Here is a 24,401-nt window from a genome sequence, read left to right on the forward strand (position 1 = left end):
TAGTAAGAAAGATAAAGAGATTAAGAATAATTATTCTTGAACATCAAACCTGCCAAGCATCATAACTTTATGCCAAGCTTTTGCAAAGTCGTTTACAAATTTTTGCTCATTACCATTTTCAGCATAAACTTGAGCCACAGCTTTAAGTTCAGAATTTGAACCAAAGATTAGATCTACAGAAGAAGCAGTCCACTTTTGTGCACCAGTTTTTCTATCTATACCGATATACTCACCATTGTTTGTGTCAGATTTTTCCCATTTTGTAGACATATCAAGTAAGTTTACAAAGAAGTTATTATTTAACTGACCTGGAGTTTTGGTAAATACACCTTCTTGAGAGTCATCGTAGTTTACATTTAGTGCACGCATACCACCAACTAATACTGTCATTTCAGGGATATTTAAATTAAGCATACTTGCTTTTTCAACTAATGCCTGAGGTAGTTTATTAGATGCTAGACTACCGTCACTATAGTTTACAAAGCCATCAGCTTTTGTTTTTAGATAGTTGAAAGAAGCAATGTCAGTTTGAGCTTGGGTAGCATCTGTTCTACCTGGTACAAATGGTATCTCTATACTATAGCCAGCCTCTTTAGCTGCTTGCTCAACACCTACATTACCACCTAGTACTATTAAGTCAGCTAATGATACTTTAGTGCCATCAGTTTTGCTATTGTTAAAGTTAGTTTGAATCTCTTTAAGCTTAGCAAGAACAACTTCAAGTTTAGCAGGTTCATTCATTTGCCAATCTTTTTCAGGAGCTAAAGCAATTCTTGCACCATTTGATCCACCTCTATAGTCGGTTTTACGATAAGTAGAAGCTGAATCCCAAGCAGTTTTTATAAGCTGTTGATTAGTTAATCCAGAGTTTATGATATCTTGCTTAAGTTGAGATATATCTTGAGCTGATACTTGCTTGTAGTTAGCTACAGGTACAGGATCTTGCCATATAAAGTTTTGCTTAGGAATCCACGGACCTATATATCTAGATTTTGGACCCATATCTCTATGAGTTAATTTAAACCATGCTTTAGCAAACTCTTCTTTAAATTCTTCAGGATTTTTATAGAATTCTTCAGCATATTTATTAAATATTGGATCTTCTTTCAGTGCTAAGTCTGTTGTAAACATTATAGGTTTATGTTTTACTCCTGGCTTATGAGCATCAGGAACCATATTTTCTGGCTTAGCATCTGTAGGAGTCCATTGGTGAGCTCCAGCAGGACTATGAGTTTTTTCCCAATTTAGATTATACAAGTTATGTAGGAAGTCATGGTTCCAGAAAGTCGGTGTAGAAGTCCAAGAACCTTCAAGACCACTACCCATGGTGTCATCACCATTACCTGTACCATAACTGTTATGCCAGCCAAGACCTTGCTGTTCAATAGGAGATTTATCTGGAGCAGGACCAATATCCTTTTTGATATCTTTTTCAGGAACTGCACCATGAGTTTTACCGAATGAATGTCCACCAGCAATAAGAGCTACAGTTTCTTTATCTGTCATGCCCATACCGCCAAATGCTTGACGAATATCGCTAGCAGCACCTTTGATATCCGGTTTACCATCTGGCCCCTCTGGGTTTACATATATCAGACCCATTTGCGTAGCAGCATAAGCTGGAGCAAGTTTGCCATTTTTGACATTGCTAGACATTAGCTCTTCAGGAGATACCCCCCAGTTTGTATCATCACCTTGCCAATCATCTTCTCTACCAAAGGCAAAACCAATCGGCTGCATACCCATAGATTCTAGAGAAACTGTACCAGCTAGAACAATTAGATCTGACCATGATACAGCATCACCATATTTCTGCTTGATTGGCCATAAAAGCTGTCTTGCTTTATCAAGGTTAACATTATCAGGCCAGCTATTTAGAGGAGAAAATCTTTGCTGACCACGATTAGCACCACCACGACCATCTACTACTCTGTAAGTACCCGCATCATGCCAAGATAGTCTAATAAAAAATGGCCCATAATTACCAAAATCAGCTGGCCACCAGTCTTGAGATTGGGTTAATAGATTTTGCATATCTTTCTTAAGCTGTTCTGTATCTAGCTTTTTAAAAGACTGATGATAGTTGTAATTTTTTCCCATTGGACTATCGAGTTTATTCAAATTGCGTAGTGGAGATAAATCTACACTTTGAGGCGTAGCTGTTTCGGTATTTTTGTCATCAGCAATAGCACTACTGGTTGCTAATAGCATACCTGACATTCCTAATGCCGTTACAATTTTTTTTAGCATGGTGATTTCCTTACTATAAAGTTAACTATTAATACAAGATTTTTCTTATATTCTCTAAATTAAACCAAATCCTATGTTTAAAATAAAATTAAGGTCTATAAGTGATTGTATGTAAATGAAAAAGTCTAGTCAAATAGTATATGGTTATAAGCTCTATAACAAATTCTTATAGATTCTTTTATTTAAGGATTTATTTCGATTTATTTATAATCCACCAGTGATATCAATAATAGTACCGGTGCAGTAGTTTGCACCATCTGATAATAACCAAATAACTCCACTAGCAATCTCTTCAGGATAACCACCTCTTTTAAGCGGGATTTTGTGTTTGATTTTATCAACTCTAGCAGCATCACCAGATAGTTTATGGATATCTGTATATGTAGAGCCAGGTCTTATACAGTTTACAAGGATTCCTTCATCAGCTAGTTCTTTTGATAAACCTTTTGTAAGAGTATCAATTGCACCCTTGGTACAAGCGTAATCTATATACTCATTAGGCGAGCCAGAGCGAGATGCACCAGATGATATATTAATAATCTTACCACCGCTATAACCATATTTTTGCGACATATTTTTTATAGCATGTTTTGCACATAGAATATTTCCAATAGCATTTACTTGGAATACTTTTTGTAGACGATCAATACTCATATTCTCTAGACGAGAAGTATGAAAAATCGTACTAGCGTTATTTATAAGCGCATACATGGAGCCATGGTCAGATATAAACTCATCAAACATTTTTTTGATATCTTCTTCATTTGCTATATCAGCACAATATGTTGATATATTGATATTATAGCTAGATAGCTGAGTTTTTAGCTTATCAACATTCTCATGATTTTTATTATAATGTAAACCAACATTATAACCAGCTTTTGCTGCAGCTAAAGCTATGGCAGATCCAATCCCACCATTAGCACCTGTTATTAAAATATTTTTAGTCATTATTAAAGCTCAATAAATTATTTTATCGCAATTCTAGCAGATGCCCTCAAGCAAGTCTCTTTCTACAGCGATAGCAGCTTGTTTTTGTGAATCTTTGAGGTTATTAATCAATATTGAGAATATATATTGCTTATCATTAGTGTAAAGATATCCAGATAGAGAAACTGAAGTTGTTCCGGTGCCGGTTTTTGCATAAACTTTGCCTTTTAATATGACGCTTGAGCGATTTTTAAGTGTACCGGTTTCTCCATATATTGGTAGTAGACTCCTAAAAAGCTCAAAACTCTTATGCTGAGATATCTGTTGTAATAGATTACTAATAAAATCAGCTGATAATAAATCATTATCTGACATCCCAGCACCATCTTCAATTTGAATTTGGCTAGTGTCAATTTTAAGCTTACTTTTTAGTATTTCATCAATAGCATTTTTGCCAGATACGATACTTCCGACTTGATTATACTTATAGCCTATAGTTCTTGTGATTGTCTGAGCATAAAGATTATCGGATACCAAAAGCATATGTTTTAGTAACTTTGTTAGATTAGCTGATTTATGATCTGCTAAAAATATTAGATTTTTTGGAAGTTTATTTGTGACTTTTATTTGTTTGGATGATGAAATTTTAAGCTGTGCAAGTTGAGCTAAGACAGCTTGTTGCATATGTCGTTGAGGATTTTCTATGGCAAAGCTAAAGGTATAATTGTTTAATGGTAAGCAACCACTAAGAACAAGTTTATGATCCACATAATTAGAGCTAAATTGGCAAGTCTTTAGTTGCTCTGGTTTAGCTACAACTAACTTATTCATAAAATTAATTTTCTCACCATCAGTTTGCTTTATTTTGAAGGAGTTAGAGCTTGGTGTAAGTTGAAGGGTTATTGCATTTTCATTCAAGTTATATATTGAACTTGGGGCTCCGTAACCAAATATAGAACTAGTATTGCTTTGATTGATAGGTGTATCACGCCCTTTAAAGTAGCGGTTTACAAAGTAGATATTCTTTATGCTGAGGATATGTTTTTTTTGTAAGCTCATTAAAAGTTTATTCAAGTCCCTGGTAGTAAAACTCGGGTCACCTGAAAACTCAATATAGAGATTGTTAATGGTATGATTATTAATATAATCATAATATATAGCAGTTGAGTATTTAAAGTGTTTACCAAGAAATAGTAATCCTGAGATGCCCGTTAATAATTTAGTGTTACTAGCGGGCATGAAGTTTTTGTTAGAGTCTTTTGAAAAAATAACGGCTTTATTCTGAGAGTCAATAATTTTGATCCCAATTAGTGCTGATTCAAGATTATGATATTTTATTGAGTTATTTAGTTTTTCATTTAACTCTTCAGAGTTAAATGAGAATGCTAAGTGAATTGTTAGTATGAAAAATAATAATGATTTAAATATTTTTGTAGACATTAAAGTCTTTGTACTTAACTTTCAGAAGCTTGATTATAACTAAGATTCCAACAGATAGCTAATAATGCAGTAGCAATTACACAAGAGCCTAATAAGAATATAAATACAGCATCCCAACCTAGCATAGTTGCGATAATACCAATTACAGCTTGAGCACCAACTGTACCTAGGAAATAGCCAAATAATCCTGTGAATCCAGCTGCAGTACCACCAGCTTTTTTAGGGACTAAGTCCAAGGCTAATATTCCGATCAGAGCGACAGGTCCGTAGATAAGTACACCCATAGCAGATAGTGAAAGTAGTAATATCCAAGCAGTGTCGCTGTACCAGTATACAAGCAAAGCACCCATAAATAAAAGCATACATATCACACCCATAGGAGCTCTACGACTACCAAAATATTTATCTGTTATCCAGCCAATTATTATAGTTCCTGGAATCGCAGGTAACTCAAATAATGCAAATCCCAAAAGTCCCGTTGTTGTTGACATGTGTTTAACATGAACAAGGTAATATGTTGACCAGCTTAAAAGACCATATCTAGCACAATAAACAAAAGCATTTGCAAATGCAATTAGCCAAACCCATTTATTATTTAGGACATATTTAAAGAAGATTTCTTTAGCTGAAAACTCTTGTTCATGATGAGCTTCTGAAGTTGTATAGCCTTTGTATACTTCTATAGCTGGTAAACCCACTGATTGAGGAGTATCTGCACCAAAAATTAGAACTAATATTGATACAAATATACACATTGCACCAGCAACATAAAAAAGACCGTGCCAGTTATCATTGAATATTAGTAGACCAATAGGTACAACCGCAATAGCTAAAAATCCTGCTCCGACATTATGAGCAGTATTCCAGATTCCCATTTTTGTGCCGCGCTCATTAGCACAGAACCAATGTGTCATGATACGCGCACATGCAGGCCAACCCATACCTTGCACCCAACCATTGATAAGCATAGCAATGAATAGCACAAGTACACCTAATGATAATAAGCTAGGTAATATTAGGTTTATAAGTCCCGTGATAAATAATCCAATAGCTAAAAATATCTTTGCATTACTTCTATCTGAGATATTTCCCATCAAAAATTTACTTATACCATAAGCTATACCTAAACCCGCTCCAATTAGTCCAAGCTCATCTGGAGTTAAGGTTGTAATATATTGTTTTGATACATCGAAACTACTACGACCAAAATAGTATGTGAAATAACCTATATAGGCTACCAAAAACATTCTTAGGCGCCAATGAGGGTATGCTTTTTGAATTTGCTCTTTAGCTAATAAAGGCAGAGCTTTCGCAGGTTTAAGAAAATTCATTATTAATTGGTAAATATTAAACAATAGTAATTCGCTAGTTTAGTTTAATTTTTGGTATTCAGCAATATAAATTAACTGTTTAACTGTGATGTTTTAGGTAATGATTAGAATTTTTTTGGAAAAGGGATGTTAGGATAAGCAGGTGGTAAATCTAAACCTTTAGCTGCTTCTACACCTCTTAGTATGTCTGGTCTATCAGTAATGATACCATCAACTTTCCAATCGATTAAGTTATTGATAACTTCATAGTTGAAATCACTACCTTCATCTTCTGTCCAGCCCCAAGTCACAACTTTGACACCTAGTTTATGAGCTTCTTCAACATCTTTTTTAGTTAGATCTTTTTCATAAGGTTCCCAGAATGTACCGCCTAATTTTTTGACCATCAATGGATAATTGTAATTATAGTCTTTAGGGTCAAGTGGAGCTGTCCATTTTTGATAATCTGTCATCTGCTTTGCTTGTTCTGCATTCATTGGCTCTGTTGTATGATCTGTCAAATATGCTGTTTTAACTTTTGGATTTAATTTCTGTAAATCTACTAGAGCTTGCCATTCAAAAGATTGTACTTCAACATTATCAGTCATATCTGTTTCAACTAAAACCTTATTTAAAGCTTCAGCCATTTCTTCAGCAGTCCAGCTTGCATTCGGGTCATAAGGGTTGGTTTTTATTTCAATTTGTAGACGAACTCTACTACCAACATTAGATTTGACATAGTTAATAACTTCTTCTAGTGTTGGCATGTGGACATTATCCATACCAATATGATTTGGATACATTTTTGCTGTTGCAGAATTAGGTTTTATATATCCAACTGTGTATTTTTTGACTTGATCTAAAGTGAGATCTTTTATTGGAGTTTTTTCTGTTACCCAATTACCATTTTCATCTTTTGTAAGATCTGGGTTTAGTGTTAAATCGTGTGTTACAACTAAAACTTTGTCTTTAGTCATATTTATATCCATATCAATAACATCGACACCAACACGCATAGCCTCTGTATATGCTGGCAAAGTGTTTTCTGGAGCAATAGGTCTAAGACCTCTATGAGCGTAAATGTTTATAACATCAGCAGTAGCGATACTAACACTACATAAAGTAAAAGCAGTTGCGGTAATTTTTTTGAACATTTTGACTTACATGATTTGGTTGAAAGCAGAAGTGTAATTACTTTTTTATTATCAAATAGCAATATTTTTATATCAGAAAAATGGTTTTTTATGATAGTTGTTTACTTTATAATCACCGTAGTGATTTTTATCTTTGATTAGTGATGTCGATTAGAAAAAAAATTATAATTGTATCGATTATATTTGTTATTTTTGTCTTAGGATTTATTTATTATATTAGTAGATCGAGTATTAAAGTAATTCCTGGTTACGTTGATACAGATGTTAGATATATATCTTCACAGGAAAGTGGAAGGCTTCTTAGATTAGATGTAAGTCAAGGAGAGTATATTAGAGAGGGGCAATCATTATTTCTAATTGATTCATCAAAAAATCAGACTTTATTAGATTCAAATAAATTTTTGTACAGTGCATCTCAGGCAGTCTCAGAAAATATGTCTAAAGGTAAAAGACAACCATATATAGAAAAGACAGCCATCGATATATCTAATGCTAAAGCAAATTTAGCCGTTGCATCTAAAGAGTATCAGCGCCAACAAATGTTATTAAAAGATGATAGTACTTCTCAAAAAGAATTTGAACAGGCGCAAAGTAAATATATCCAAGCAAATAATCAAGTTGAAGCATTAGAGGTAATGCAAATTATTAATAATTTACCTGCTCGAGAGGGTTTGCGAAATGCGGTTGACTTTATGTCAAAATTTATCAATAGTAACTCTAAATATTTACAACAAAAAATCAGTTCAGCAGATGTTAAATCACTAGAAAATGGTTATGTTTATCAGATTTTTTATCACAAAGGTGAAGAAGTACGGGCGTATAGTCCAGTAATGACTATTATTAATCCTAAAGATGTATATATTGTATTTTACTTATCAAAGGATAATTTAGCTAACCTACATATTGGCCAAACTATTAAATTTATTACACCTAATAATAAGAGTTTAGAAGCTAAAGTTAGTTATATCTCACAAAAGGCTGAATATACACCACCATTATTGTATGGCATAAATTCTGATTCAGAGATTTCTTTTGAAGTGCATGCTAAGGTTGATTACTCCGCAAATAGCTCTGAGATCCATATCGGAGAGCCTGTAAAGGTAGAGCTAAGATGATAAGTGACAAAGAGGATCAACTAATAATAGATGTCAAAAACCTTACCAAAGTCTATGGTGATAAAACGGTAGTTGATAATATCTCTCTGCAAGTTAAGCAAGGGGATATTTATGGTTTTTTGGGACCTAATGGTTCAGGTAAGACAACCTCTATAAGAATGGTATGTGGTCTACTTCCAATTACAAAAGGTGAGGGTACTTGTCTTGGTTATGATATAGGTACTCACGCGAGTATTATCAAACAGCAAGTTGGTTACATGACTCAGAAATTTACACTCTATCCCGATCTTACAGTTAGAGAGAATCTCAAGATTTTTGCGCGACTTCATAGTTTAAAAAATATTAAAGAAGCTGTTGAGAAGACTATAGATAATTTACAGATAGGTAAAGCTAGAGCAAATCAAAAGGCTTATGAGCTATCAGGTGGTTGGAAACAAAGATTAGCTTTGGGTGTGGCAACAATTCATGATCCTAAATTACTACTATTAGATGAACCTACAGCCGGAGTAGATCCAAAAGCCCGTAGAGAGTTTTGGGACTATATATCAACACTATCAAGTAAAGGCATCACAACATTGGTATCAACTCACTATATGGATGAAGCAGAAAGATGCAATAAGTTGTCATATATCGCTTATGGAAAGCTGTTATCTAGTGGTACTCAAAAAGATATTATTGATAGCTGTGGTATCAAAACATACAATATTTCAGGCAAAAATGTTTATAGCCTTGTGTTAGAGCTTCAAGATAATACTGAAATTGAGCAAGTATCAATGTTTGGTAGTAGTGTACATCTTAGTGTTAAAAATAATGTTGATATTACACACATTCAAACAAAGTATAATCAATTTGAATGGCAATCAATAGAAACATCACTTGAGGATGCTTTTATATATTTGATGAGTAGCCAAAAGGATAACTTTGCATGAAGTATTTTGATATTAATAGATACTATGCGATTTTTCTCAAAGAAGTTATTCATATGCTTAGAGATAAAGTCACAATTGGACTAGTAATTGGTATACCACTTATTCAGCTAATACTATTTGGCTTTGCTATAAATATGAATCCAAAGCATCTAAGTACAGCAATAGTTAATGCTGATAAGACACTACAAACAAACTATCTAATCGAGAAAATTAATAATACTGGTTATTTTGATATCAAATATCAAGACATCTCAAGAGATGATGCGACAACACTAATGCGTAAAGGTAAGGTACAGTTTATTATAGATATACCGCCTAACTTTACTAAGCAAGTCTATCGTGGTGAATCTCCGAATATTCTAATAATAGCAGATGGAGCAAATGCAACTTCAAACTCAGGTGCTTTACAAGCTGTTGATAAGGTCAAAGAGATATACAGTCAATACTTTTCTAATAAGCAGATACCTCAGCCACAGCCTTTTAATTTTGTAATCCATAATAAATATAATCCGGAGAGTAAAACACAAAATAATATCGTACCAGCATTGGCAGGAGTGATTTTGACTATGACTATGGTTATGGTTACATCTTTGACAATCACACGCGAGAAAGAGTATGGAACTATGGAATCTCTACTTGCGACACCTGTTACATCTCTTGAGATTATTTTCGGTAAGATTACTCCATATATTGTGGTTGGCTATATTCAGTTATTGCTTATTATAATATTTGCCAAAGTAATATTTGGAATAACTATAGTTGGTAGTATTTTACTATTACTTATCGCAACTTTTCCTTTCATTATTGCAAATCTCTTGGTGGGTATTACATTTTCAACTATTGCTGACACACAATTACAAGCAATGCAAATGACATTTTTCTTTTTCTTACCATCGATATTGCTGTCAGGGTTTATGTTTCCATTTGATGGTATGCCAGAGTGGGCACAAGTCATAGGTAATATTTTACCATTAACTCATTATCTAAATATTGTCCGAGAAATTCTTCTCAAAGGAGGAAGATTCTTTGATATCCTCAATAGTATTTACCCACTATTGATTTTTATGATAGTGGTTTCGATAATATGTATTAAAAAATACAAAAATACTATTTAGATTATTTAGATGAACTTTAATTCTACTTAAATACAAATTTCTTTTATGGTATCTTTAATGCTTAAAAATTAGAATCTAAAAAATTAGGAAATAAGTTTGTTAAATTATAAAGAGAATTTTGTTGGCAGGAACATTAAGTCAGATGTATTATCTGGTTTTGTAGTTGCAGTTGCTCTTATCCCTGAAGCTATAGGCTTTTCATTCATTGCAGGAGTATCTCCTACAGTTGGTTTATATACTGCTTTTATATTAGGTTTGATAACAGCTCTTATAGGTGGTAAGCCTGGGATGGTCTCTGGAGCAACTGGAGCGGTAGCAGTTGTGTTAGTAAGCTTAGGTATTCAAGTTAAAGCATCACTTTCTCCTGAGATGCTTCATAGCTTAACAGCTTCAGGAGAATTGAGTAGTTATATCTTACAGTACATATTGTTATGTGCGATTATGGCTGGTGTTATACAAGTTATAATTGGGATACTTCGCTTAGGTAAGTTGATTAGACTAGTACCACAACCAGCGATGTATGGTTTTGTTAATGGTTTAGCGATAGTTATCGCGCTAGCGCAAATACCATTGTTTAGAGATGAAGGAATTGCAATGTATGTTCTAGTTGGTGTAACTATGCTGATTGTTTACTTCTTGCCTAAATTTACTGACAAAGTGCCTTCAGGTCTAGTAGCAATTATTGTTATAACAGCTGTAGTTGTATTCTTCAAATTACAGACAAAAAATGTTGGAGATTTGGCAGATATCTCTGGAGCATTTCCAAGTTTTGCATTGCCTAATATTCATTTGACTATGCAGTCATTTCTTATAGTATTGCCTTATGCTGTGATTGTTGCACTTGTTGGCTTGATTGAATCACTGCTAACATTATCAGTGCTTGATGAAATGGATAATAAGCGTGGTAATGGTAATCAAGAATGTATCGCTCAAGGTACTGGTAATATTGTTTGTGGTTTCTTTGGTGGTATGGCTGGTTGTACTATGATAGGTCAGTCGATAATTAACTTCACAAATGGTGGACGTGGGCGTTTATCATCATTAACAGCAGCATTGCTATTGATATCTTTTGTAGTTGCTCTATCTGGGTATATATCTTATATTCCTGTCGCGGTTTTAGCTGGTATTATGTTTATGGTGTGTATCAATACTTTTGAGTGGGAGAGTGTTAATCGTATCCGTTATATGCCAAATTCAGATAAGGTGGTTTTAGTAGCAGTTACTGTTATTACTGTATTTTCAGATTTAGCGATTGCTGTTATTTCTGGTGTGATTATTTCAGCTTTAGTTTTTGCTTGGAAAAGTTCACAAGTACATAGCCGTACTCATAGAGAAGATGACAATACAAAAGTATATGAGTTTTTTGGACCACTATTTTTTGGTTCAACATCTTCGTTTAAGAGCTTATTTGATGTAAATTATGATCCAGATAATATTATATTAGATTTTGCTAACTCTAGAGTTATGGATATTTCCGGAGCTGAGGCAATAGATGATATTACTAAGAAATACTTGGATTTAGGTAAAAAAGTTACGCTTAAACATCTAAGTGAAGATTGTCGTAAAATACTCAAAAGTGCAGGTCCATACTGTGTTTTTGAAGAAATAGATCCAACTTATAAACTCGCGAGGGATGTCTAATGGAAAAGATTAAAATAAATACTACTAATGCACCGCAAGCTATAGGTTCGTATGAGCAAGCTATAAAAGTAGGAAACTTTGTATATACTTCTGGTCAAATACCACTAAAAGCAGATGGCACTATGTCTGGAGAGTGTGTTAAAGAACAAACTACTCAAGTTATGCGGAATCTAAAAGCAGTATTAGAAGCAGCTGGCTCAGGTCTAGATAAAGTAATCAAGGCAACTATCTTTATCAAAGATATGACAGAGTTTAAGCTTATTGATGAAGTTTATGGCTCTTTCTTTAATGGTAATTTCCCAGCTCGTTCATGTGTAGAGGTAGCTAGATTACCAAGAGATGTGAGAGTTGAAATAGAAGCAGTGGCTTTAGCAGAGTAATAATTTTCTAATATACTATCTCTTAGTGTAAGAGACTATAAAGTTTAAAGCCTAAGACAGTAATTATCATCACTACAGAAGGGTAGAATGTTAAAGTAAACCCTAAAGCTCTGGCACTGGCTCCTTTTCTATAATTGACAAAGAATAATATTCTTCCTAGAGCAAAAGTGAAAGCTGCGAAAATGATAGTTGACATACTTTGAGCTGGCATGGCTGCAGACCAAGCAGTGTATGCTACAAAAGCTATGCATAATTGTTCTAAAGTATTCTGTATTAAAGATTGTAGGATCTTAGCTTGCTGTGATCCTTGTGTTAACCCACTACCATTTATATCAGTATCACTAAAGAAGCGATATTTTGCTAATCTTGCTACGGCAATTATAAGAAATACTCCAGGAATTATTAAACTATTAAAAGCTATAGTAATTTTATTATCTATTTTTTCCAAATTAAAAACATCACATATTGATCCTATAGCAACTATCAAAACAGATAGAACTATTCCAATTGATAATCCCTGTAAAACGCCTTTTTGTTCATTGGTCATTATAGCTAATCCTATATTTTTATCTCTTAGAAGTATTATGATTTCTTAAATGATAACTTGCAAACTTTAGTAAAAACAATTTACTTAGGATATCTTTATAAGATATATTGAAATTATGACTTCTTAATTTTGAGATCAATATGAAAATATTTCGTCATTTATATGCACAGGTTTTACTTGGTATATTTATAGGAGTTTTACTTGGAATTATTACTCCTCATTTCGCTGTAGCTTTGAAGCCTTTTGCAGATGTTTTTGTTAAATTAATCAAGCTGATGATAGCTCCAATTATTTTCCTCACTTTGGTATCTGGTATTGCTGCAATGAAAGATTTAAAAGCAGTGGGTAAGATAGGTGGAGTGGCATTATTGTATTTTTTCTCAATGACTATAGTTGCTCTAATCATTGGGATGTTTACAGCAAATTTATTAAAGCCTGGATTAGGTCTTAATATTGACCCATCTACTCTAGATGCGAGTGCTGCAAAAGCTTATATGGGTAATGTTGAGCATGTAGAGAGTATTCAAGGTTTCTTTATGAATATTATCCCTCATACATTTGTAGGAGCTTTTACAGATGGTGATATTTTGCAGGTACTATTTGTATCAATATTATTTGCTGTTGGCTTAGTAATGTATGGAGAATCAGGCAAGCCAATACTAGATGGTATCCAGAGCTTATCCAAAGTGTTTTTTAAGATAATTCATGTGATAATGCACTATTCACCGATAGCTGCTTGTGCTGCGATTGGTTATACAATAGGTATGTATGGGGCAGGTACACTACTTGGTTTATTAGGGTTGTTGCTATGCTTTTATATTACATGTTTGATATTTATCTTAGTATTTTTAGGATTAATACTAAAGCTATATTGTGGCATAAATATATTTAAACTACTTGGATATATTAAGACAGAAATACTTATCGTATTAGGTACTTCATCATCAGAAACTGTTTTGCCAAATTTGATGGAGAAACTTGAGAATTTAGGTTGTGATAAATCGGTTGTAGGTCTGGTGATACCAACGGGATATTCTTTTAATTTAGATGGTACAGCGATATATTTGTCACTAGCTGCGATATTTATAGCACAAGCACTAGGTATAGAGCTTACTTTGAGCCAGCAGGTTTTTATGTTATTAATTATGGTTATTAGTTCAAAAGGAGCTGCAGGTGTTACAGGCAGTGGATTTATCATATTAGCGAGTACTTTGAGTGCCTTGGGCGTAGTACCAGTTGCAGGTATTGTGATTATCTTAGGTATAGATAGATTTATGTCAGAAGGGCGTGCTATTACAAATATGATTGGTAATACTATTGGGACAATTATAATATCCAAATGGCAGAAGAAATTAGATATTGATAAATTAAATAGAGAGTTGAGAGGGTAACTTACAGTCTAACAACTCTATCAAAACTTTCCAAAAGCTTAGCATTATGAGTAATAAATATAACAGTTTTATTTTGCATAAGCTCAACTAAGTTTTCAAAAACTAATCTTTCAGTTTCTTTATCAAGACCTTCGGTTGGCTCATCTAATATAAGTATAGGTTTATCTTGTAAGAATGCACGCGCTAAAGCTAGGCGTTTTTGCTGACCGCCTGATAATTGCCTACCAAGCTCACCAGTCCAAGTATCCAGTCCTTTTGGTAGAGATTCAACATGGTTTTTTAGTTCAACTTTTCCTAAGGCTTCTAGGAGCTCTTCTTCAGTAGCATTATCTTTAGCAATCTTTAGATTTTCTCTAATTGTTGTGTTAAAGATATGTGGAGATTGATTAATCACAGTCATTAGGTTTCTAAGTTGATCTTCGTTAAATTCTTTGATATTTCTATCACCGATAGCGATTTCACCACTATTAACATCCCAGAATCTAGCAAGTAGGTTGATAATGGTAGATTTGCCTTTTCCTGTTGGTGCGAATAGTGCTACTTTTTCATTTTGTTTGATTTCTAAACAAAAATCTTTAAGTACTGATTGCTCTGCATTATATCCAAAATCAACATTATTGAAGCTGATACTATAGTTATCTAAACTAATGTCAGAGTTTGTTGGATATTCAACATTTGCTTTAGCATCTGTAATATTTAATATCCTTTTTGAAGCAGAAATTGTCTTACCTAAATACTGATATGCTAGTGGTAATGGCATAATTGACTCAAACATCGCCATTATCGCCAAGAATATCAAAGCAATAAATGCACCACTTATATAGCCATTTTGAGTTAGTTTGACTGCAAAGACTGTTACCATAACTACAGTTAAGCCTAATGCCAAAGTCATTAAAGCACTACCAAAACCACTTATAAAACTAATTTTTTCTTCTTGGTTTAGTAGTTCAGAATTTTGTTTTTTAATATTTTCTAGATGCTTACCTTCTAAGTCAAAGATTTTAAGCTCTGCTAGAGAGTTAACATGTTCTGTGATATTTGTCTTTAGCTCTGCACTAGTGTGATTAAGATCTTGAGTTTTTTTCATGGCTAATAGACTACTAACTAATGGTATTACAAACCCTATTAGCAACAGTGCTATAAATGTAAGTAGTGTGAGACTTAAGCTAAAGAAACTAAATAATATAGCTATAGTTATACTTGCTAAGACAAATACAACGGTTGGAGAAATTATACGAATATATAGATTATCTAATGCACCAATATCATTGACTAGACGTGTAAGTAAGTCGCCACTTTTATATTTGTACAAATGAGAAGGCGCAAGTGGTTCAAGCTTTTGATAGAACCATACACGAATATCTGTAATTATTCTAAAAGTTGCTTCATGTGTTAGTATTCTTTCACCATATCTACTTAGTATTCTACCAAGTGAGAAAGAGCGTACACCAGCAGAAGGGTAAAAATAGTTAAATGAAGTTGCAATAGCATAGGTAGTAGTAGCCAAGTAACCAGTATATGAGATAAACCAGCCAGATAGTGACATTAGTCCTATACCCATAAGTATTGCTGACCATGCAAGTAGGGTACCCAAGAGCATCCATTGAGTTTGATTTTTAAACAGCTTTATAAATGGTATTAAATTTCTCATGCTGTTACCTCATTTCTATAGAAGTTATAGAATTCACTATTTTGATCGCTAACTAACTCTTCAAATGTTCCTGTTTCAACTATTTTTCCATCTGTTAAGACTACAATTTTGTCAACACACTCTAGGAAGCTTAATTTGTGAGTTAGCATAATCACAGTTTTATCATTCCAGTTTGATTTAAGTGAGTTGATAATTTTTTCTTCACTATTTTTATCTAAGCTCGCTGTAGGTTCATCGAGAATTAGAATATCATGAGGCTTTAGATATGCACGAGCTAAAGCTAATCTTTGTGCTTGACCTCCAGATACTCCTATATTCTGCTCACCAACCTCCGTATCTAAACCATTTGCAAGAGAGCTTACAAAGTCATTTAAATCAGCGTTTTGTAAAGCTTGATTTATTTGCTTATCTGTAGCACTAGCATTTGCCAGTAGTAGATTATCTTTGATAGAACCTTTGAATAATGATGAGTTTTGTCCTAGCCACGAGATATTTCTAAGCCAAGATTTTTCTTCAAGATTTTTTAGCTCAATATTGTTATTAACTAAGATATTGCCTTGATATTTTATAAAACCAAGTAGCGTATTTATCAGTGTGGTTTTACCTGCGCCACTAGCTCCAACTATAGCTATTTTTTCTTTGTGATTAATCTCTAAAGAAACATTATCAAGAGCCGTTTTATCATCATACTTAACTATCAGATCTTTGATGTTTATAGAGTTTACTTTATCGTTAAAGATTTCATTTCTTTCTTGATGAGATGGTTGCATCTCAAATATTTTAGAAATTTCTAGAGCTGCACCAACTGCTTCCGCTTTGGCATGATAATGAGTGCTAAGCTCTCTAAGGGGCATAAAAAATTCAGGGGCTAAAAGTAGAATAAATAATCCACCCTGTAAAGTTATATTTTCTAGCGACCACCAAATATCATTACCTGCGCCGGCATTGATAAAGCCCATACCAAGATATATCGCAACTAGAGCGATAGAAGCAGCAGCAAAAAGCTCAAGTACAGCCGAAGATAAAAAGGCAATTTTAAGAACTTTCATTGTACGGATTCTATAGTTATCAGATGCTTCGTAAATAGTCTCGCTATGAGATTTACTTTTATTAAAAAGTTTTAGAGTTGTAAGTCCTTTTAGAGTATCTAAGAAAGTCATACTCATTCTTGCAAGTGTTTTAAAATGTTTTTGGCTCTCAGATTCTGCACCTAAACCTACCAAGATCATAAATAGTGGTATAAGAGGAGCACATATTAGTAGTAGAATCCCACAGACTATACTTTGTGGAAATATGAATACTAGAATAGCCAGTGGTAATAGTCCAGATAATGTTATTTGAGGTAAAAATTTAGTCAAGAAACCTGTTAACCCTTCAACTTGCTCCATAGCACTAGTTATTATGTTGGCATTAGAAGTTTTATTAAGCTCAATAGGACCAAGACTATTGACATGAGCTAGGATATCTTCTCGAATTTGTTTTTTGACCATTGTTGCGGCTTTGTAGCTTACTATTTCTCGGATCCAGCTTAGAGCAGCTCTAACTAGTACAATCACAATAATCAAAACAAAATAAGTACTTAGTTGAACTAAGGTTGAATTTTGTAGATATGCTTCATAAGAAATATGAGCAAGTAAATACAGCTGACCTATTAGTAGTAGACCACTAAGAAAAGCGATTAATACAGTTAATTTAATCCATTTTTTAGCAGGAGATGCGATATCTTTAAGCCAATCCCTTGCTAGTTTCTTATCTTCTTTAGATGCATCTGATAGCATTAGAAATTCATTAGTTTTTATTTTGTTTTAAATTATAACACAATAGAATTACAAACTTGTTTATCATGTCAAACTAGTGCTGAAATATAGTAAAAAAAAGAGTTTTGTGGTAATTTTTATAATAGTTAATTCATTACCCTGAGGTTTATGGGATGAAAAAAAGATATATACACTTATTTATATTGGGCCTAGTAATAGTACCATTATTTTGTGGGGCTGTTCCTGAAGCTACCTCTATGGATACTCCAGCTCAAAATATAAGTGATGATGGTAGTACAAATCAACAGCAATCAGAAACTGTCAAAACTTTGTCGGATGTCGAGTCTGAAAATAATCAAGCAACTATTAATAACTCCAGTAAGACTCAAACTATGAAAGAGGAAATTAGTAATATTGATGATGCAGCTAATGGTTTGACCAGCTAGCTAAATTTAATAAATTTGATATATAGCTATTAGGAGATTATTTTATGAAAAAAATTAAGATAGCAATTGCCATGGCAACCTTGGGGTTATCTACTTTGTCATTAGGATATGCCGATGACTTTGACTATTCACAAGGAGATTCTTATCAGGTGGGCAAGGAGCTTGGTCAATCAGTTACTCAAGCAAAACAGGATATTATTGAGAAGACTAACAATGCTTCACAATCTATGAATCAAACATATAATGATGTTAAGAATAAATTTTCAGAAACAGCTAATCAGATAGTAGATCAGGCAAATAAAAGTCAAGAAGTTATAAAAGCAAAGGCAAGTGATGCATCAGATACTTTGAATGATATGACTAATAGCGCCCAAACAAAAGTTCAAAACTTTAAAAAAGGATTTGATGAAGGTACAAGTGATGATCAAGCCAGTAGCGGCGCTACGATGGTTTTTTAAAAAGTTAGAGTAGAATTTTTATGAAAATGTTTAAGAAAATTTTTGGGAAAATTAATGTTCCATTAATTATTTTCCTAGTATTAGTGGGTGGATTGTTATTTGTTGCAAATATGAAGAATCAACCTGTAAAAGAAGCTAAAGAAAAAGTAAATAATGCTGTGGATAATGTCTCTAAGTCACTTAATAGTGCAGCAAAAAGCAATAGTAGCCCAATAGAATCATAGCTATAGATTTATCTAAAAGTAAAAATAGTAGGGTTGATTTTTATTTTTGTAACTACTTTATATAGTAGATGAATATTCCAATATATCATTGATATGCTTGAGGCAATTGCTAATCCATATACACCCCAGTATATCGTAAAAATACTTCCTAATACGATATTTAGAATTAGTGCAATATAAAATGCAAAGCAAGTACTTCTTTCAAATCCTGCCATGTTAAGAATAGTTGCTACACAACCAGAAAGGACATTAACAATTTGCCCAATCATTAGAATACAGAAAATAAAGTATGATGTTGTATATTGCTCTCCATACATCAAAGTTATTGGATAACCACAAATAATAAGCCCTAGAATAGCGAGAATAGAAAGAATAAATATTATTCTAGTATATGATGATATCTTTTGTTGAAATATCTCTCTAGAATTATTTTTGTAGTCATCTGCTATCTGTGATAAAACATTTGAGTTGACAGCATTTAATACAAAGCTTACTAAAGCACTGAGCTGTAGCGCAACACCGAATAGTGCTACATCACTAGGACCTGACAATCCTTTTAAAATGATAATATCAATCTGTGATAGAAGTAATAATCCCCATTGCATTAAGGCAAAAGATAAATTGCTACCAACAGGTTTGGCACTTTCAAAACTATATTTAGATGTTTGGATAAGCCATATAGATGTAACATATATGGTCATAAAAATCATCATTGTGCCAATAAGCATTGTAGTATCATTAATGTATAAAACTATAAAAGCTATAGTTAAAAATAGCATAATAAATCTTAAGCCAAGTTGCATTAAATTGGCAAAAACAACCACTCTTCTTGCGACAAAGAATGATTGGAATATATTTGCCATAAAAAATGGTACGGCAAATAAGAGTGCAAAATTTTCTATAGAATTATCATGGTGTTCAGAGTGGTTATAAAAAGTTATTAGAGCAATCAATATGATTACTATTGCAAAGCCTCGTTTAAAGTACCAGTTGTGGACTCGATACGTTTCTTTATGGCGCTCAAAGTTGCTTTTTAGGTCAGATTTACCCCAAGTTCTAGCTAATATGCCTCCGGCTCCCATAGTTGCTATTACTGCTATGATAGTGGCAACTGTAACTCCAAAGATATAAAAGCCATAGTCTTTTATATTCAGGTGCCGAGCCAACAGTATAGCCGTAATAAATGCACATGCTTGACCCAAAGCTTGAACTACCATTGTTTGCAAAGATTTAGATAGTATATGATTAGAACGTATTTTATTTATCAAGATTAGCTAAGTAATTTATTTTTCAATTAATTTAACAAGATTTTAACAGTAAAGAGCAGATAATATAAGGATAATTTTGACTAGATTACTTTGTTTGTGTATTGAATGTCTCTAGTGCAAGAGCAAGAGAACCTTTGACGCCTGTATTATCGCCAAAAGAAGCAGGTACTATAAAGCTATCCATATCTTTTAATGCAGGATAGTCAAAGTAGTTATTTAAGTATTGTTTCACATTTTTACGAATCATATCAAACAAGATTGTTTTATGCATTACACCACCTCCAAGAATAATCTTTTCTGGAGAAAATGCGCATATATAGTTTACCAATGCTTTTGCTAGATATTCTGCTTCAAATATCCATGCAATATGATCATCGTTAAGAGCTCCTGCATGAGCAACTTGCCATCTTTTATTTATAGCTGTACCAGAAGCTAGACCCTCTATACATGTGCCATGAAAAGGGCAGCAGCCCTCGAATTTATCTTTAGGATTTTGTGGGATGAAAAGATGACCAATCTCAGGATGCATAGCTCCTTGGACTAATCTATTATTACATATAACACCGCCACCAACACCAGTACCAACTGTTAGATATAAAAGATTTTCTAAATCTTGAGCACAACCCCAAAGTTGTTCGCAAATTGCCGCAGCATTTACATCAGTATTAAAACCAATCGGTCCTTTATATACTGACTTTATAGCTCCAACGATATCAAAGTTTTGCCATGCTATCTTAGGGGTGTTTGTAATGTATCCATAAGTTTTAGATTTGATGTTGATATCAATAGGTCCAAAACATGCCAAACCTAGAGCTTTGATCTCATAGTTGTTTTGATAACCTGCTATTATCCTAAGAACTTCAGACATTGTTTCTTCAGGAGTGGAAGTATCTGTACGATGACGTTCAATTACATTTCCATCAAAATCACCAATAGTTGTAAAAAACTTGGTTCCACCAGCTTCTATACCTAGTAAATGCATATAAATTGATCTAATTAATGTATCTAATATTTTAAATATTATCACTGATAAGTTTAGTTTAGAATTATTTGACTGAATGTTTATTAAGTTTTTAAGAAATTTATTTTGGGTTTTATAATTTGTTCGTAAATATTTTCAGATCTTTTTTCAAAGTCATATTTTAAAGTTAGTACTTTAATCTTCTATAATATTTCCCTGATGAAATTTCATTTTCCAGTCATTATCTACTTTAATCCAAATAGAACATCTATGGTGTTTTTGAGGGCTATCTAAATTTATAGTTTTATATGTTACCAATACTATATGCTCATTAAGCTTATCAATCTCAAAGCTATCATTAACTATTTTCATGTTAATTTTAGCTGGTGAGAATGTGGATTCTAAAATGTCTTTTTTTGTATAGAAATATCCAGATTTTCCAAACTCTTTAAAGTCATCCATTAAAACTCTAGATATATATTTATAATCAAAGCGAGTTTCATAGGATAGTAAAGATTGCTCTAGATTAAGAAGAAGTTGACAAAGAGAAGTCATAGGATTATTTAATAACAGAAATTCCACCCATATAGTTAATGAGTGCTTCAGGAATCATGATAGATCCATTTTCTTGTTGGTAATTTTCAATAATAGCTAATAATGTTCTACCAACTGCTAAACCAGAACCATTTAAAGTATGTACTAATTCAGGTTTTTTCATACTTGGATTTTTGTGTCTAGCTTTCATACGACGTGCTTGGAAGTCTCCGCACCAACTACATGATGATATTTCTCTATAGGTATTTTGAGAAGGTATCCATACTTCTAGATCATAAGTCTTTTTCGCACTAAAGCCCATATCTCCTGTACAAAGTTTGACTACTCTGTATGGTAGGTTTAGTTTTTGTAGTACTTTCTCTGCATGAGATGTTAATAGCTCCAAAGATTCTTCACCTTTATCAGCTGTAGTGATATGGACCATCTCAACTTTCTCAAATTGATGTTGACGAATTAAACCTTTAGTATCACGGCCATAAGAACCAGCCTCACTTCTAAAACATGGTGTGTGTGCTGTGTAGTATCTAGGTAGAGATTCTGTATCTAAGATTTCATCTCTGACTAGATTTGTGATAGGTACTTCTGCCGTTGGTATTAGGCTATATTCAAAGTCACCTTCTAATTTAAACAAATCTTCAGAGAATTTAGGTAACTGGCCTGTTCCATATAAACTATCATTATTTACCATATATGGCACATATAATTCTTCATAGCCATGCTTTTCTGTATGCATATCTAACATGAATTGTGTCAATGCACGATGAAGCTTAGCAATTTTACTTTTTAGAACTACAAAGCGACTACCTGTGATTTTTGCTGCAGCTTTGAAGTCAATCATATTGAGTATTTCACCTATATCTGCATGATCTTTAGCTTGAGCTTCAGGATGAAATTCACGAGGAGTCCCCCATTTTTTTATCTCGACATTTTCACTCTCATCCTTACCAACTGGTACATCATCAGCTGGAAGATTTGGCATTGAAAGAAGAGTGTTGTTTATACAATCTTGAAGGTCTTTTAGCTCTTTTTCGATTACTTTTAGTTCATCGTTAATATCATTAACTTTGGCAAAAATATCACTAGCATCTTCACCTTTAGACTTTCTTTTACCTATTTCTTTCGAGATAGTATTACGTTGAGATTGAAGCTCTTGAGTTCTCTCTTGAAGATTTTTTCTTTTTACTTCTTGAGCTTTGAATTCTGCTATATGAAACTGATAACCTCTAGTTGCGAGTTTCTCAGCTACTTCTTCTAAATTATCTTTAATATATTTAGCATCAAGCATTTTGTCTGAAATCCTTATTTTTCAAAATTAAAAATAGTTTTGCCTGTCATTTCTTGAGGCTGAGTAATATCCATCACATTAAGTATAGTTGGAGCAATATCAGATAACTTACCATGCTCTAAAGCTACTTGAGCTTTTTTGTGTCCAACATATACAAATGGTACCAGATTGGTAGTATGAGCAGTATGAGGTTTTTGTGTTTTAGGATTGACCATCATATCAGCATTACCATGATCTGCAGTAATGAACATGTTACCGTCATGTTCAAGTATTGCGTCTTTTAACCTCGCTAAACATTTATCAAGATATTCAATTGCTTGCATTGCTGCCTCATAGTTACCAGTATGACCAACCATGTCTGAGTTTGCATAGTTACAAACTATACAATCATATTTACCATTATTGATAGCGTCAACTAATTTGTCAGTAACTTCCGGAGCAGACATCTCTGGTTGTAGATCATAAGTGGCAACTTTTGGAGAAGGAATTAAGATCCTATCTTCACCTTCGAATTGATCTTCCTTACCACCATTAAAAAAGAATGTTACGTGAGGATATTTCTCAGTTTCAGCTATTCTTAGTTGAGTCTTATGATTCTTCATTAGCACTTCGCCAAGAGTATTTATTGGCTGATCCGGTGGGAATGCTACACTGCATTTAAGTTTTGAATCGTACTCTGTAAGAGTTGTGAAGTTTATGTTTAAATGTCTGTCTTTCGGGAAACGATCAAAGTTTTCATCTGTGAAAGCATGAGATATTTCTCTAGCTCTATCAGCTCTGAAATTCATAAAAATAACACTATCATTATCTTCAACTTTTATCAGTTTTCCATCTTTTTGGATACAAGTTGGAATGACAAATTCATCAGATTGATCTCTAGCATAAGACTCCTCTAGAGCTTCAAGCGCAGAATTACAAACAAACTCGGCATCTGCATTGACTATTGCGTTGTAAGCTTTTTCAACTCTATCCCAACGATTGTCTCTGTCCATTGCATAATATCTACCACTGACGCTGGCGATATACCCGATTTCTAAGTCTTGTAATAACTTGTCTATTTTTTTGATAGAGTCTTCAGCGGAGCGCGGAGGAGTGTCTCTACCGTCTAAGAAAGCATGTAAGTATACCTTTTTGACACCTTTTTGCTTGGCAATTTTTATCATTTCAAAAATATGTTCTTCGTGAGAATGAACTCCGCCAGGAGAGAGTAGACCCATTAAGTGGAGGTTTGAATCTTTTTGGATAACATTGTCAATAGCATCACAGATGGCTTTATTGTCACCAAAAGTTTTTTCTTCGATTGCTTTGTCAATTTTTGTAAGCTCTTGATAGACCACTCTACCACAGCCAATATTTACATGTCCAACTTCAGAGTTTCCCATTTGACCTCTAGGTAACCCAACTTCTAAGCTAGATGCGCTAATTAATGTTTTAGGAAAATCTTGCCAGATGCTATCCCAGGTAGGTGTACTTGCATTTCTGATGGCATTGAAGTAATCACTTTCGCTGTAGCCCCAACCATCCAAGATCACTAAAAGAGTAGTTTTTTTCATATTTATCCTCAAAAACTTTTAACTTTTGAAATTATTTTTAA

The 24,401-nt window shown here is 33.4% G+C and carries 22 protein-coding genes; 9 read left to right on the forward strand and 13 right to left on the reverse strand.

What is annotated here, in order from left to right:
* Window positions 1–30: 30 nt before the first annotated feature.
* From katG to F3D57_RS02530, 5 genes are all read right to left on the reverse strand, one after another.
* The gene (katG, locus tag F3D57_RS02510; RefSeq protein ID WP_150465079.1) at window positions 31–2,250 is read right to left on the reverse strand and encodes a catalase/peroxidase HPI; all 2,220 of its coding nucleotides are present in this window, start codon (window positions 2,248–2,250) and stop codon (window positions 31–33) included.
* A 204-nt stretch (window positions 2,251–2,454) separates the two neighbouring features.
* Complete coding sequence (locus F3D57_RS02515) at window positions 2,455–3,201, reverse strand: SDR family oxidoreductase (RefSeq protein WP_150465080.1); 747 nt, start codon at window positions 3,199–3,201, stop codon at window positions 2,455–2,457.
* A 33-nt stretch (window positions 3,202–3,234) separates the two neighbouring features.
* Entirely contained in the window at window positions 3,235–4,620 is a 1,386-nt protein-coding gene (gene dacB / locus F3D57_RS02520; RefSeq protein WP_150465081.1) for a D-alanyl-D-alanine carboxypeptidase/D-alanyl-D-alanine-endopeptidase, read from the reverse strand.
* Window positions 4,621–4,634: 14 nt separating this feature from the next.
* Window positions 4,635–5,951, reverse strand: a complete 1,317-nt coding sequence (locus F3D57_RS02525; protein WP_150465082.1) for an MFS transporter — start codon at window positions 5,949–5,951, stop codon at window positions 4,635–4,637.
* A gap of 104 nt (window positions 5,952–6,055) precedes the next feature.
* Window positions 6,056–7,084 carry a glycerophosphodiester phosphodiesterase gene (locus F3D57_RS02530; protein WP_150465083.1) on the reverse strand — a complete coding sequence of 343 codons (1,029 nt, stop codon included), beginning with the start codon at window positions 7,082–7,084 and terminating at the stop codon, window positions 6,056–6,058.
* Window positions 7,085–7,227: 143 nt separating this feature from the next.
* Here F3D57_RS02530 and F3D57_RS02535 point away from each other — a divergent pair, with 143 nt between their 5' ends.
* The 5 genes from F3D57_RS02535 (at window position 7,228) to F3D57_RS02555 (ending at window position 12,264) form a co-directional block, all read left to right on the forward strand.
* The gene (locus tag F3D57_RS02535) at window positions 7,228–8,199 is read left to right on the forward strand and encodes an HlyD family secretion protein (protein WP_150465084.1); all 972 of its coding nucleotides are present in this window, start codon (window positions 7,228–7,230) and stop codon (window positions 8,197–8,199) included.
* On the forward strand, window positions 8,196–9,128 hold the full coding sequence (locus F3D57_RS02540) for an ABC transporter ATP-binding protein (RefSeq protein ID WP_149368032.1): 933 nt from the start codon (window positions 8,196–8,198) through the stop codon (window positions 9,126–9,128). Before F3D57_RS02535 ends, F3D57_RS02540 begins: the two co-directional genes overlap by 4 nt.
* Complete coding sequence (locus F3D57_RS02545) at window positions 9,125–10,243, forward strand: ABC transporter permease (protein ID WP_150465085.1); 1,119 nt, start codon at window positions 9,125–9,127, stop codon at window positions 10,241–10,243. Before F3D57_RS02540 ends, F3D57_RS02545 begins: the two co-directional genes overlap by 4 nt.
* 96 nt (window positions 10,244–10,339) lie before the next feature.
* The gene (locus F3D57_RS02550; protein WP_150465086.1) at window positions 10,340–11,884 is read left to right on the forward strand and encodes a SulP family inorganic anion transporter; all 1,545 of its coding nucleotides are present in this window, start codon (window positions 10,340–10,342) and stop codon (window positions 11,882–11,884) included.
* Window positions 11,884–12,264, forward strand: coding sequence for a RidA family protein (locus F3D57_RS02555; protein WP_150465087.1), 381 nt, complete (start codon window positions 11,884–11,886; stop codon window positions 12,262–12,264). Before F3D57_RS02550 ends, F3D57_RS02555 begins: the two co-directional genes overlap by 1 nt.
* Window positions 12,265–12,286: 22 nt before the next feature.
* Here F3D57_RS02555 and F3D57_RS02560 read toward each other — a convergent pair whose 3' ends face one another.
* Window positions 12,287–12,811 carry an MAPEG family protein gene (locus F3D57_RS02560; RefSeq protein WP_150465088.1) on the reverse strand — a complete coding sequence of 175 codons (525 nt, stop codon included), beginning with the start codon at window positions 12,809–12,811 and terminating at the stop codon, window positions 12,287–12,289.
* A 140-nt stretch (window positions 12,812–12,951) separates the two neighbouring features.
* On the opposite strand from F3D57_RS02560, the gene dctA reads away from it, so the two are divergent.
* Window positions 12,952–14,202, forward strand: coding sequence for a C4-dicarboxylate transporter DctA (gene dctA, locus F3D57_RS02565; protein WP_150465089.1), 1,251 nt, complete (start codon window positions 12,952–12,954; stop codon window positions 14,200–14,202).
* Window position 14,203: 1 nt separating this feature from the next.
* On the opposite strand, the gene cydC is transcribed toward dctA, so the two are convergent.
* Window positions 14,204–15,853 carry a heme ABC transporter ATP-binding protein/permease CydC gene (gene cydC, locus F3D57_RS02570; protein WP_150465090.1) on the reverse strand — a complete coding sequence of 550 codons (1,650 nt, stop codon included), beginning with the start codon at window positions 15,851–15,853 and terminating at the stop codon, window positions 14,204–14,206.
* A complete protein-coding gene (gene cydD / locus F3D57_RS02575; protein WP_150465091.1) occupies window positions 15,850–17,631 on the reverse strand; it encodes a heme ABC transporter permease/ATP-binding protein CydD in 1,782 nt (593 codons plus the stop codon). Before cydD ends, cydC begins: the two co-directional genes overlap by 4 nt.
* 152 nt (window positions 17,632–17,783) lie before the next feature.
* Between cydD and F3D57_RS02580 the strand changes: the two genes are divergently transcribed.
* Genes F3D57_RS02580 through F3D57_RS02590 form a run of 3 tightly spaced genes read left to right on the forward strand, consistent with a single transcriptional unit; the run spans window position 17,784 to window position 18,738 of the window.
* Window positions 17,784–18,056 carry a hypothetical protein gene (locus tag F3D57_RS02580; protein WP_146421129.1) on the forward strand — a complete coding sequence of 91 codons (273 nt, stop codon included), beginning with the start codon at window positions 17,784–17,786 and terminating at the stop codon, window positions 18,054–18,056.
* Window positions 18,057–18,100: 44 nt separating this feature from the next.
* Window positions 18,101–18,514 carry a hypothetical protein gene (locus tag F3D57_RS02585; RefSeq protein WP_149368038.1) on the forward strand — a complete coding sequence of 138 codons (414 nt, stop codon included), beginning with the start codon at window positions 18,101–18,103 and terminating at the stop codon, window positions 18,512–18,514.
* Window positions 18,515–18,534: 20 nt separating this feature from the next.
* Complete coding sequence (locus F3D57_RS02590) at window positions 18,535–18,738, forward strand: hypothetical protein (RefSeq protein ID WP_013923437.1); 204 nt, start codon at window positions 18,535–18,537, stop codon at window positions 18,736–18,738.
* Window positions 18,739–18,746: 8 nt separating this feature from the next.
* Here F3D57_RS02590 and F3D57_RS02595 read toward each other — a convergent pair whose 3' ends face one another.
* The 5 genes from F3D57_RS02595 to gpmI all read right to left on the reverse strand — a co-directional run bounded on the left by F3D57_RS02595 (window position 18,747) and on the right by gpmI (window position 24,360).
* Window positions 18,747–20,006: a lipopolysaccharide biosynthesis protein gene (locus tag F3D57_RS02595; RefSeq protein WP_150465092.1), complete on the reverse strand. Its 1,260-nt coding sequence runs from the start codon at window positions 20,004–20,006 to the stop codon at window positions 18,747–18,749.
* Between the two features lie 85 nt (window positions 20,007–20,091).
* The gene (locus F3D57_RS02600; protein WP_150465093.1) at window positions 20,092–20,988 is read right to left on the reverse strand and encodes an ROK family protein; all 897 of its coding nucleotides are present in this window, start codon (window positions 20,986–20,988) and stop codon (window positions 20,092–20,094) included.
* A 174-nt stretch (window positions 20,989–21,162) separates the two neighbouring features.
* Window positions 21,163–21,522: a DUF4440 domain-containing protein gene (locus tag F3D57_RS02605; RefSeq protein WP_150465094.1), complete on the reverse strand. Its 360-nt coding sequence runs from the start codon at window positions 21,520–21,522 to the stop codon at window positions 21,163–21,165.
* 4 nt (window positions 21,523–21,526) lie between these two features.
* Window positions 21,527–22,807, reverse strand: a complete 1,281-nt coding sequence (serS, locus tag F3D57_RS02610) for a serine--tRNA ligase (RefSeq protein ID WP_150465095.1) — start codon at window positions 22,805–22,807, stop codon at window positions 21,527–21,529.
* Between the two features lie 14 nt (window positions 22,808–22,821).
* Window positions 22,822–24,360, reverse strand: a complete 1,539-nt coding sequence (gene gpmI / locus F3D57_RS02615; protein ID WP_150465096.1) for a 2,3-bisphosphoglycerate-independent phosphoglycerate mutase — start codon at window positions 24,358–24,360, stop codon at window positions 22,822–22,824.
* Window positions 24,361–24,401: the final 41 nt, after the last annotated feature.

This window comes from Francisella sp. SYW-2 (assembly GCF_008711475.1).
Taxonomy (GTDB): Bacteria; Pseudomonadota; Gammaproteobacteria; order Francisellales; family Francisellaceae; genus Francisella; species Francisella salimarina.

Coding starts and splice junctions, on each gene's coding strand:
- katG (WP_150465079.1), bottom strand. CDS start 2,250: ATGCTAAAAAAAATTGTAACGGCATTAGGAATGTCAGGTATGCTATTA.
- F3D57_RS02515 (WP_150465080.1), bottom strand. CDS start 3,201: ATGACTAAAAATATTTTAATAACAGGTGCTAATGGTGGGATTGGATCT.
- dacB (WP_150465081.1), bottom strand. CDS start 4,620: ATGTCTACAAAAATATTTAAATCATTATTATTTTTCATACTAACAATT.
- F3D57_RS02525 (WP_150465082.1), bottom strand. CDS start 5,951: ATGAATTTTCTTAAACCTGCGAAAGCTCTGCCTTTATTAGCTAAAGAG.
- F3D57_RS02530 (WP_150465083.1), bottom strand. CDS start 7,084: ATGTTCAAAAAAATTACCGCAACTGCTTTTACTTTATGTAGTGTTAGT.
- F3D57_RS02535 (WP_150465084.1), top strand. CDS start 7,228: ATGTCGATTAGAAAAAAAATTATAATTGTATCGATTATATTTGTTATT.
- F3D57_RS02540 (WP_149368032.1), top strand. CDS start 8,196: ATGATAAGTGACAAAGAGGATCAACTAATAATAGATGTCAAAAACCTT.
- F3D57_RS02545 (WP_150465085.1), top strand. CDS start 9,125: ATGAAGTATTTTGATATTAATAGATACTATGCGATTTTTCTCAAAGAA.
- F3D57_RS02555 (WP_150465087.1), top strand. CDS start 11,884: ATGGAAAAGATTAAAATAAATACTACTAATGCACCGCAAGCTATAGGT.
- F3D57_RS02560 (WP_150465088.1), bottom strand. CDS start 12,811: ATGACCAATGAACAAAAAGGCGTTTTACAGGGATTATCAATTGGAATA.
- dctA (WP_150465089.1), top strand. CDS start 12,952: ATGAAAATATTTCGTCATTTATATGCACAGGTTTTACTTGGTATATTT.
- cydC (WP_150465090.1), bottom strand. CDS start 15,853: ATGAGAAATTTAATACCATTTATAAAGCTGTTTAAAAATCAAACTCAA.
- cydD (WP_150465091.1), bottom strand. CDS start 17,631: ATGCTATCAGATGCATCTAAAGAAGATAAGAAACTAGCAAGGGATTGG.
- F3D57_RS02580 (WP_146421129.1), top strand. CDS start 17,784: ATGAAAAAAAGATATATACACTTATTTATATTGGGCCTAGTAATAGTA.
- F3D57_RS02585 (WP_149368038.1), top strand. CDS start 18,101: ATGAAAAAAATTAAGATAGCAATTGCCATGGCAACCTTGGGGTTATCT.
- F3D57_RS02590 (WP_013923437.1), top strand. CDS start 18,535: ATGAAAATGTTTAAGAAAATTTTTGGGAAAATTAATGTTCCATTAATT.
- F3D57_RS02600 (WP_150465093.1), bottom strand. CDS start 20,988: ATGCATTTACTAGGTATAGAAGCTGGTGGAACCAAGTTTTTTACAACT.
- F3D57_RS02605 (WP_150465094.1), bottom strand. CDS start 21,522: ATGACTTCTCTTTGTCAACTTCTTCTTAATCTAGAGCAATCTTTACTA.
- serS (WP_150465095.1), bottom strand. CDS start 22,807: ATGCTTGATGCTAAATATATTAAAGATAATTTAGAAGAAGTAGCTGAG.
- gpmI (WP_150465096.1), bottom strand. CDS start 24,360: ATGAAAAAAACTACTCTTTTAGTGATCTTGGATGGTTGGGGCTACAGC.